The organism is Novacetimonas pomaceti (genome assembly GCF_003207955.1).
GTDB classification, from domain to species: Bacteria; Pseudomonadota; Alphaproteobacteria; order Acetobacterales; family Acetobacteraceae; genus Novacetimonas; species Novacetimonas pomaceti.
Genome location: NZ_NOXG01000041.1, coordinates 1 through 9,250, shown reverse-complemented (window position 1 = coordinate 9,250; position 9,250 = coordinate 1). Strand labels below are relative to the sequence as shown.

Genomic DNA, 9,250 nt, shown 5'->3' with positions numbered 1-9,250 from the left:
GCCACATGCAAAGCGACGGACTCCCTCGCGCTGGCGGATATCGTCGGCCATGTCTATGCCTCTGACGGGATGGCCATGCTTGGTGTCGGCCATATCCTCGATACGGCCTACAGCGTGGCACTGGACCGCAAGGTCAATCTGCGTTTCCGGATCAATCTTTCACCCATTTCGGTCAAGCGGGGCAGCGGCGTCCACATCGTCATGCGTCCGATCCCTGCCCGCCCCGCAAGCCTTGACCAGCAGATGGTCGAACAGGAAATCCGGGACACGAACAGGCTCAAAAGCGGCATGGTCCTGTTTGGTGGGGCAACCGGTTCCGGAAAGACCACGTTGCAATTCGGGCTCGCCATCGAAAAACTCATGGATCCAACCGTATATTGCGACATGGCAACCGGCGAGGAGCCCATCGAGTTCCTGCTGGACGACCTGCGACCGCCTTCAGGCTCGCGGATCAGCCAGACGGAGATCCGCCCTCCTACCCTGACTTTTCCCACGTTCACCCGCAGCCTGACACGCCGCGAGATGAGCGATGGCATCATCACGGAATGTCGGGACGGCGAGACCATGAATGCAGCCATCAATATTGCCATGATGGGCGGTATCCTGGGCACGACGCTACACGCAGACAGCGTCTCCCTCATGATCCAGCGCGCGATCGCGCTCTGTCCCCCCTCGGAACGTGACAACCTGGTCTCGGCCCTCGCTCAGGCGCTCCGGTTCTGCATCAACCAGCGCCTTGTGCCCCGCAAGGGCGGCGGGCGTGTTGCGATCCGCGAATTCCTCACCTTCGATCGTGATCTGCGCCGCAAGCTGACCCGGACCGAGCCAACAGACTGGCCGGACGTCGTGGCCGACGCGGTCGAGGCGCAGGGCCAGTCCTTCGGCAGAGCCATCCGCAAACTGCTTGATGCCGATCTGATCACCGAAGACACCGCTCTGGCGGAAGAAAGGAGAGACGCGTGATGTGGCGTGCAACGGCCTATCCTGTCCGGGTTTTCATTCTCGATGCCCGCAGTTGCTTTCCCATTCTCATCTCCGTGACACACTGGAGCCTCACCACCCTGCTGATCGGGGTCTTCGGCGTGGTGTTTTTCGGGACGATCTCGTTTTTCGGGCTGACGCTGCCGGCTGCGATACGCTCCATGCGACGATTCCTCATCGGGCCGGTCCGCACCGCCCTGCCGACGTGGCAAAGGAGGCGGTTCTCATGAGCGCGATCGATCTGGCGGCGATCAGTGCCGCGCAGACACGGCTTCTGGCCGACATCGGCAAGCCGATTGAACTGCTGGACCGTGGCACCGGAAAACGGGTGGTCGTATCACCGGCTGACGCCGCACACCCTGAAGCCTATCTGCCCGTTTTCCTGATCAGTGCCGAAGCCCTGTGGCTGGAACTGACAGGAACGGGCTTTGCCCTTGATGTCAGCAGGACGCACGACAGCGCGCTCGGCTATGCCGTCCGCAAGGTGCGCGCCGGTTCATTTACGGTCGTGATGTTATGTCTGATCGATGTCACGATGAGGCTTGCAGAGATGGACGATGTCCTGGTCCTCAATCATCTGATCGACTTCTGGGGCGAAGCCCATGGCCGGATCGCTGATGTCGCGCCGACCCTGCAGGGGGCGACATGATCCCCCGCCTCGCTCTGGCGGCACTCGGGGCGTTTCCCCTTTTTGCTGCCAGCACGACCGCCCGCGCAGCGAGCATCGAAGAAAATGGCCGCCAGATTGCAGCCTGTCTGGAGGCTTCGGCAAAAATCTCCGGTGTGCCCCGTGGCGTGCTGCTCGTCCTCCTCTATGTCGAGGCCGGCCGTCCCGGAATGGTCAGCCCGAACAGTAACGGCACGGCGGATCTCGGGCCGATGCAGGTCAACACGACATGGGTCGATCGCATCGCGAGGCGATGGCACAGCACGCCCGCGCAAACATATGCGGCCCTGCGCGACAGTTCGTGCGCCAATATCGAGGCAGGTGCCTGGATCCTTGGTCAGGCGATGCAGGAAGCACACGGTGACCTCTGGCAGGCCGTGGCCTTCTACCATTCCCATACCCCACGCTACGGCGATGCGTATCTCCGGCGTTTCTACGACATCGCCCTCACGATGATGGCCAGAAACCGCAGGGACGATCACTCATGAGCACGAGCCGCGTCCCATGGTCATCCAGCGATGACTATCTGCTCTTTTCCTCGATCATCATCATCGTCGGGGTCCTGCTGTTCAGCTACATGGCCTGGAGCCTGTGGCATACGCAGATCACGGCCTTCTATCTGCGGGTCATGCTGGGGCAGATCAACCTGCTGCATACGTCCGATCCCGACCTGATGCGCCTGCGGTTCCAGTTGCAGGCCGCGCAATATCGACCGGACCTGGTGCGGGCGATCCAGCTTTATTATGGACTTGCGATCCTGGGCAATGCCCTGAAATGGCCGGTGGCCATCGTGATTGCGCTCATGGGCGGGTTATGCATGTGGCGTGCTGCCCCCGGCCGTTTTGCAAAGGCGCTCGATCTGGAAGGTCTGATCGCGGTCCAGGCGGAGATGTTTCCGACGTTGAAAGGCTTCGTCCGACGCCGACTGGACAGGCTTGTAACGCCCACGGATGGCATCCCCCTGCCCGCGGACCCGGCCCTGACACGTGCCGAATGGGGCGCGCGCTTCGCTGTCGATGCACAGGACCGCTACAGTGAAACCGGCGCGCTCGAGGCGTTCACACGCCAGTTGGGCCGCCACTGGTCCAGCATCAACGCCGCATCCCCTGTCGAACAGGTGCTTCTCGTTGCCTTTGCGATGCACTACCTCCAGCGGCGCCGGGAAGCCCTCGCCCTGCTTGGTGAATTCTCTGCCGGTCTGGCCGACGTCGGCCTTGATGGTCCCCATGGTCCGCTGGCGCCGCTCACAGTGCCAGAGTCCGTTGTGCGCAGCGCCCGCTCTGCCCTGCAGGACAAGGAAATTACAAACTGTATCGATACGGTCTGCGAGCGCAGCGGATGGAGCGTGACCGCGCTCATGACCCTGCTGCACGAAGCCCGGCGTCAGGCGGGCGTACTCGCGCCCTCCTCATTCGCCATCGTGAAACTTATCGACCGATCACTGTGGTACGCGCTGCACTCACTCGGCTTTCCTGCTGAAATCCCGGCCGAAGACCTTCATCCCAATCCCCGCATCGAGGCCGCCGGCGCGCGTGCGCACTGGAGCGAAGAGCGGCGCTACCAGCGTCCGATTTACATCCCTGCAGTTGAGAACGCACTCGCCATCCTGCGCCCGATACCCGAAGCACAAGGATCTTCCCATGACCCGTATCATCCTGCACGCTGATGGCCGGGCGCCCATCACCATTGAACTCGACGGGACAGGCTTACAGCCGCTCCATCTCCATCTCGGATCTGATTTCGGGCAGATGGAGACGAGCGATGCAGCACCGACTTTACCAGAAGCGGCAGCAGCACGGCGCTCGCGCCTGAAAAAGGCGTTCCCCGCGCTCATCGCCGGGGGGCTGGCCGCCATCCTGATCATCGGCACACGTCAGGCCATGGTTTCCGACCGCGCTGTTCCCGACACGGGGTCCGCTGGCATGCTACGGCCGCCTGCAATTCTACCCCCACTCCCCGGCGCGCCCATGACGGACGAAGGCGCGTCAGGGGGCCGCTCAACCTATGACCCGGGCGGGCGCATGCCGGTCGACGGGAATGTGGTCGGCAACCCCGACGGTCACCCGGCGAGCGCGGAAATTGATGCCGCACGACGCATCATGACGCAGCGGCCTGTCGTCACTTATCCGCACCCCCCAGGCAGGGCGCAGATAGCGCCGACGGCGCCGGTTTCGCCCACGGCACCAACCGCTCCCGTGGCCCCCACAGTCGGCACAGGAAAATCTCCTTTTGGGCTGGAAGACTGACGCATGGTGAAGCGCGAAATCGGCGGACCGCAGGTCCACCAGCAACTGAAACACGGCTCTACCTATCGCGACACGCGTCCCTTTACGGTCCGGATCGCCGAAGAGCTGCAATCCAGCAGTTCCGGGTTCGCCCTCATGATTCTGGCAGGGCTCAGCGTGCTGGCTCCCGCGATCGTCGGGATCACCTTTCCTCTCGCCCTCTGCCTGACGCTCTGGGTCATGACCCGCCAACCCGTGCTGCCTTTTCATCTGCCCAGATATTCCGGACTGAAGGACAAACACGATCTTGACCCCAAAACCCGTCGGCCGCGGGCGGCGGCAGGCATCATATATCTTGGAACGGACGGACTGACCGGCCAGCAACTCTGGCTTTCATCCGACGCGGGACGCCAGCACGCCGCCGTGCCAGGCACGACCGGTGCGGGCAAAACGACATCCGCCATCTCCCTGCTCGCCAATCCGCTTGCGCATGGATCCGGGTTTATCCTGATTGACGGCAAGGGTGACAACACGGTCCACGGCGATGTGCTGGCGCTTGCCCGCCGCTTCGGGCTGGATGACCAGGTGCTCAATCTCAACTTTCTAACCGCAAGCGGCATCCGCCAGTCCAATACGTTCAATCCGTTTGCGACCGGCAATGCCGACGCCATCCGTGAAATGCTGGTCAGCCAGCTTGGTGAGCCGTCGAGCAACGACGCCAACGGTGTCTTTCGGGATCGTGCTGTCGGCCTTGCCGGCACGATCGCGCCGGTGCTGACCTGGATGCGCGACACGCACGGCGTGCCGATCAACATCGAGACCATGCGCTATGCCATGGAACTGCGCTGGATCGGCACGCTGGCCCGGCATCGCGTATTCCTGATCCGCAATCCCGGCTCCGATCATCCCATCGAGATCAGCGTTCCCGAAATTCCCGACGATATCCTCTATCCGGCCCAGGCCTATCTGGGCGAACTGCCGGGGTATGATTCCTCTCTGGCGTGGAATGAACAGAAAGAAAACAAACCGAGCGAACAGCATGGCTACGCCAAGATGTATTTCACCCGGGTCTTCACGCAGCTTGGCGTCAGTCTCGGGCATATCTTCCGCGCCCAGACGCCCGACATCGATATGCGCGATGTGGTGCTGAACCGCCGCATTCTCGTCGTCACGCTGCCCGCGCTGGAGAATTCCTCGGATACGCTGGCCGGACTGGGCAAGATCGTGGTCGCGGCCGGTCGCGGCGTCATGGCCCAGCTTCTTGGCGCCCGCCTCGACGGCCCCGCCGAGCAGGTCTTCAAGCTCAAGGCAGGCAGCGGCGACGCGCCGTTCCATTTTTTCTACGATGAACTCTCCGCCTACGTCACGGACGGCATGGACCGGCAGCTGGCCATGGGACGCGGCCTGAACTGCATGTTCTGGCTGGGGTTTCAGGATCTTCCGGGTCTCACGACACGCATCGGCGACAAAGCCTTTACCCTGCTCGGCAACGCCAACCTTACCCACGCCATGCGCCTGCAGGATGCCATGCGCACGCGCGAGTGGATCGAAAAGCAGTCCGACCGGATCGAGGTCAGTCAGGCCACGCATTTCGAAGGCAACTCCGCGGGAAGTTACCGGGAAGGACGGGGTGCCGAAGTCCGGGAAGTCGCCCGTATCCCCTGGGCAGACCTTCAGTCGCTCATCGAAGGCGAGGCCATAACGATGTATGCCGGTCGCATTGTCCATTCGAAGACGTTCTTTGCCGCCGTCAATGGGCGGTCAGGCGCAATCCGCATGGCCCAGCCGGTCATGCTTGCAGCGCCGCTGGACCTGAATCGGGTCCCCCCGGACCAGCAGTTGCTCGCCCTCCTCGCGACGATCGAAGGCGGCCTGTTTCAGTCTGAACTGACCACGGTACACGACGAGCCGGATGTTCGCGCACTCCAGGAAGCAGTCGACCGCCTCGGTTCAGGTTCTAAAGACATCCTGCGCAATTTTGCACAGATTGGTGCAGCAGTCGCCGCCACACCACGCCGGGTTGCGACCGCCAGTGACGATGAAGGGACTGAACACGCAGCCGGAACAGACATGCTGACCCCATTTTCCTATATGCTGCGTGATGCTGCCTCCACCCCGAAACCCGGTTTTCGGACACCGCCCCGCACCATACCTCCCATCGACGGTCACCTGCTTGGACGCCTGGAGGCCATTGAACGCCGCGTAGACCGGCAACCAGGTGTAGCCCGGCGTCAGGCACTGCTTATATTGGGTGTCAGGGACGCGATGACAAAAGGCGCACCGAAGGAGGGCGCTGCCAGCACCGGGATGACCGAGAAGGAAATCCTCGCCCAGATCAGGATATTGCGCGAAAAAACCTCGGCATGACGGGCACGATCATCATCCTTCCCGGCGGGGAAAGGTTCCAGCTCGAATGGCGCCGGAGTGACCCGGAGCGCTGGGAACGCCGCCTGAAGGCAAAATATAACGAGAGCCGGAGCGCGGAGCGTTCTGACAAGGCGCGATGCCTGTGCCAGCATCGCGGGGCCGCACTGCCTCTACAGATCCGTTACCGGGCGGACAGTCACAGTTTTCACCTCGCCGTCTGGCCAAATGAAGGGCCGCTGCACGAAAAGACATGCCCCTTCTACAAACCTGATCCGGAAAAAAGTGGGCGCGCCAGCTATGTAGATGGCGTAATTCGCGAGGGTGAGGATGGGGATGTCGCCGTGACCCTGTCGATCGGCCTGCGCCGCAAGGGACCACCCCGGCCAGTCGATGACACGCCGCTGCCTGCTTCAGATCGGCCCGGACAGGCGCGACAGCGCCGAATGACGCCTCTCGGGCTGCTCCATCTCCTGTGGGAACGGGCGGGGCTGACCGAATGGCGGCCACAATTTGCCAGACACCGCACACCGACGGTTGCCCTGGGTCGGATCGCCTCTGCCGGAACCCGGATCCGGGCGCAGGGCAGACTGATCTCCGATCTTCTCTGCCCTGTTGCCCCAGGGCATGAAAAGTTCGGACGGCGTCTCCATGCCATTGTCCGGACGGAAGGACAGGAAAACCATCTGTTCCTGATCGGGTTCATGGAGGCTCTGGAACCAGATCCAAGGGGCAATTTCACCATGGCCCTGAGCGGCCAGCGCAACGGTTACCGCTGCTTTCTGACAGTGCCTGCGGCCGAGAGGAACCGTCTTGCCCGGTCGCACCAACTGGCGGCAGCCACGCTCGCCCTGCCCGAAGCGGCGCGGCAGGCACATGTTGTAGCGCTGCTCTATGTGGCGGCACGAAACATCGGAACGCCCGATAGCCGGTGGAGGGGCTGGATCCAGGCGGAAGTCAGGACCGGTGCCCTGATGACCGTCTCTCGCAGCATGCTTCCTTTCGAAAGCAGCCATGAACTGGCGGTGGCCGATGCCCTCGTGACAGCGGGACGCGCATTCGAAAAACCACTACGTTTCGACGCGGAACGGGATCTCGTTTTCCCCGACTTCATCCTGCAGGACACTGCGCGAAGTGCCGGATATCCAATGGAAGTTTTCGGCCGTACGGACGAGGCCTACACTGCCAGACGAGCCGAGAAGGAAAACTACTACAACATGACTTTCGGCAGAGGCGGATGGTGGTCATGGGATGCAACAACGGAAAGCCGGATTCCAGCCTTTCCGCCCACCAGAAAAGGAGCGACGCTGAGCTGATCACGCCAGATAATGCCTTTCATCCGGCTTGGTCGGGCTCCAGATTTTGTCAACGCAACCGAACCCTGCCGGACCATATCATCGGACACCAGAAGCAAACAGGCTGATCATGCGGCGCTTCAGCGAATGGGAATTATTGATCACAAAGGCGACGTGACGAAAGCCTACGCGTGGCCACGGCTGTCCATATATATTTTTTTACACAAGACACCGTTTATATGCGATTTTAAGCATCAATAAACGGTTTTGGACAATTCAGCAGGAATTTAATTCCAATGGCAGACCCGATCGGCGGCATGTGGCTCGCACTGAAATATGATGCAGAGCCATTCGGCGGACTGGCTGTCAAAAGCCAGCTTGGAAGTCGCCGGTCGAGCAGTCATCATAATTTATACAGCATCGAGACATATCCTGAAAACATGCGTCCGGCCGACACGGCAGCCGCGCATCTGCAGTTTCATCTGCGACACGAACCCACCAGCCTGGAGTTGCTGGCGCGCATCTTTGCGAAGATCGGACCAGGTTTTGTCCAGGAGTGGATAAACAATGCACCGACCGGACAATATGCCAGACGGGCATCGTTTCTCTATGAATTCGTCACCGGACAAACGCTCCTGCCGCCAGTCGACCTCGGCGGCAACTACGTTTCCGCCCTGGATGCATCTTTTCAGGTAACAGCTTCTCCGGACAAGATGAGCAACGTCAGCAGATGGCGCGTCCGTGACAACATGCCTGGGAACCGCTTTTTTTGTCCCTTTATCCCGCTTTCCAGTCAACTCAAGACGGCTGCGGAGATGGACGTATCTGCCGGTTACGGTGAACTGGTGCAGGAATTCGGCGAGAGCATGCTTGCCCGGGCCGCAGTGTGGCTGACAAATCGTGAAAGCAAGGCAAGTTTCACCATTGAAGGCGAGGAGCACCAACTTGACCGGATCCAGCGCTTCAGCCACGTACTCGCCACGAGGACAGGGCATGGGGCAGTCCCCCTGACAGATACTGACCTTGCCGACTTGCAACGCAACATCCTCGGTGACGTCACAATAACCGAGCATTTTGGCTTGCGGCTGTCACCGGTATTCGTTGGAGAATACACGATGAGGTACGAGAATGTTGTTCATTACCTCGCGCCTCCCGCACAAGACGTAGCGGATATGCTTGGAGGATTAAAAATTTTCCTCGACAGGACGGAAGGACAGTCTCCTGTCATGCGTAGCGCCGTGGCAGCCTTCGGGTTCGTCTACATCCATCCTCTTTCTGACGGGAACGGCCGTGTACACCGGTTCCTGATAAACGACGTTCTCAGGCGGGACGGCGCCATCCCCGACCAGATCATCCTTCCCATCTCAGCTACCATCATTGGAGACCCGACGAGCAGGCGAAACTACGACCAGATTCTGGACAGGGTTTCAAAACCCCTGATGCGACAGATCACGGATCATGTCTCTTTCGATCGTGACATGAAGACCTATCCTGATGGGATAAAATCCAATCTTGACTTCTCGAACCCTGATCTGGCGAGACCGGCCTGGCGCTATATCAATTTCGCCCCCCACGTTATCTATCTCAGCGCAGCACTAGAGATGACCATCAAGCACCACATGAAAGAGGAAGCCATATATCTCCGGTCGCACCATAATGCCCGGCAGGCACTCAAGGAGCTTGTTGAAATGCCGGATATGGATGCCGACCGCATCATC

The 9,250-nt window shown here is 60.8% G+C and carries 9 protein-coding genes; all 9 read left to right on the top strand.

Going from position 1 to position 9,250, the window contains the following annotated elements:
- Positions 1-963, top strand: a 963-nt coding sequence (locus CFR71_RS14610) for a type IV pilus twitching motility protein PilT (RefSeq protein WP_110532052.1), incomplete at its 5' end; no start/stop codon positions are given.
- Entirely contained in the window at positions 963-1,211 is a 249-nt protein-coding gene (gene icmT, locus CFR71_RS14605) for an IcmT/TraK family protein (protein ID WP_010511855.1), read from the top strand. The genes CFR71_RS14610 and icmT, both read left to right, overlap by 1 nt.
- Positions 1,208-1,630: a hypothetical protein gene (locus CFR71_RS14600; RefSeq protein ID WP_110532050.1), complete on the top strand. Its 423-nt coding sequence runs from the start codon at positions 1,208-1,210 to the stop codon at positions 1,628-1,630. Before icmT ends, CFR71_RS14600 begins: the two co-directional genes overlap by 4 nt.
- Positions 1,627-2,136 (top strand): lytic transglycosylase domain-containing protein, encoded by a 510-nt coding sequence (locus CFR71_RS14595; protein ID WP_110532048.1) that lies wholly within the window; start codon positions 1,627-1,629, stop codon positions 2,134-2,136. Before CFR71_RS14600 ends, CFR71_RS14595 begins: the two co-directional genes overlap by 4 nt.
- Complete coding sequence (locus CFR71_RS14590) at positions 2,133-3,314, top strand: secretion/conjugation apparatus DotM-related subunit (protein WP_110532046.1); 1,182 nt, start codon at positions 2,133-2,135, stop codon at positions 3,312-3,314. The genes CFR71_RS14595 and CFR71_RS14590 overlap by 4 nt, the downstream gene beginning before the upstream one ends.
- Positions 3,289-3,894, top strand: a complete 606-nt coding sequence (locus tag CFR71_RS14585; protein ID WP_110532044.1) for a hypothetical protein — start codon at positions 3,289-3,291, stop codon at positions 3,892-3,894. The genes CFR71_RS14590 and CFR71_RS14585 overlap by 26 nt, the downstream gene beginning before the upstream one ends.
- A 3-nt stretch (positions 3,895-3,897) precedes the next feature.
- On the top strand, positions 3,898-6,240 hold the full coding sequence (locus CFR71_RS14580) for a type IV secretory system conjugative DNA transfer family protein (protein WP_110532042.1): 2,343 nt from the start codon (positions 3,898-3,900) through the stop codon (positions 6,238-6,240).
- On the top strand, positions 6,237-7,553 hold the full coding sequence (locus CFR71_RS14575; protein ID WP_110532040.1) for a DUF1173 family protein: 1,317 nt from the start codon (positions 6,237-6,239) through the stop codon (positions 7,551-7,553). The genes CFR71_RS14580 and CFR71_RS14575 overlap by 4 nt, the downstream gene beginning before the upstream one ends.
- 275 nt (positions 7,554-7,828) lie before the next feature.
- Positions 7,829-9,250 (top strand): Fic family protein (locus CFR71_RS14565; RefSeq protein WP_110532038.1); only part of this gene is annotated, 1,422 nt, incomplete at its 3' end.

Bases quoted from the DNA above. Each gene is read 5' to 3' on its own strand.
- icmT (WP_010511855.1), top strand. From the start codon at position 963: ATGTGGCGTGCAACGGCCTATCCTGTCCGGGTTTTCATTCTCGATGCC.
- CFR71_RS14580 (WP_110532042.1), top strand. From the start codon at position 3,898: ATGGTGAAGCGCGAAATCGGCGGACCGCAGGTCCACCAGCAACTGAAA.
- CFR71_RS14595 (WP_110532048.1), top strand. From the start codon at position 1,627: ATGATCCCCCGCCTCGCTCTGGCGGCACTCGGGGCGTTTCCCCTTTTT.
- CFR71_RS14575 (WP_110532040.1), top strand. From the start codon at position 6,237: ATGACGGGCACGATCATCATCCTTCCCGGCGGGGAAAGGTTCCAGCTC.
- CFR71_RS14585 (WP_110532044.1), top strand. From the start codon at position 3,289: ATGACCCGTATCATCCTGCACGCTGATGGCCGGGCGCCCATCACCATT.
- CFR71_RS14590 (WP_110532046.1), top strand. From the start codon at position 2,133: ATGAGCACGAGCCGCGTCCCATGGTCATCCAGCGATGACTATCTGCTC.
- CFR71_RS14600 (WP_110532050.1), top strand. From the start codon at position 1,208: ATGAGCGCGATCGATCTGGCGGCGATCAGTGCCGCGCAGACACGGCTT.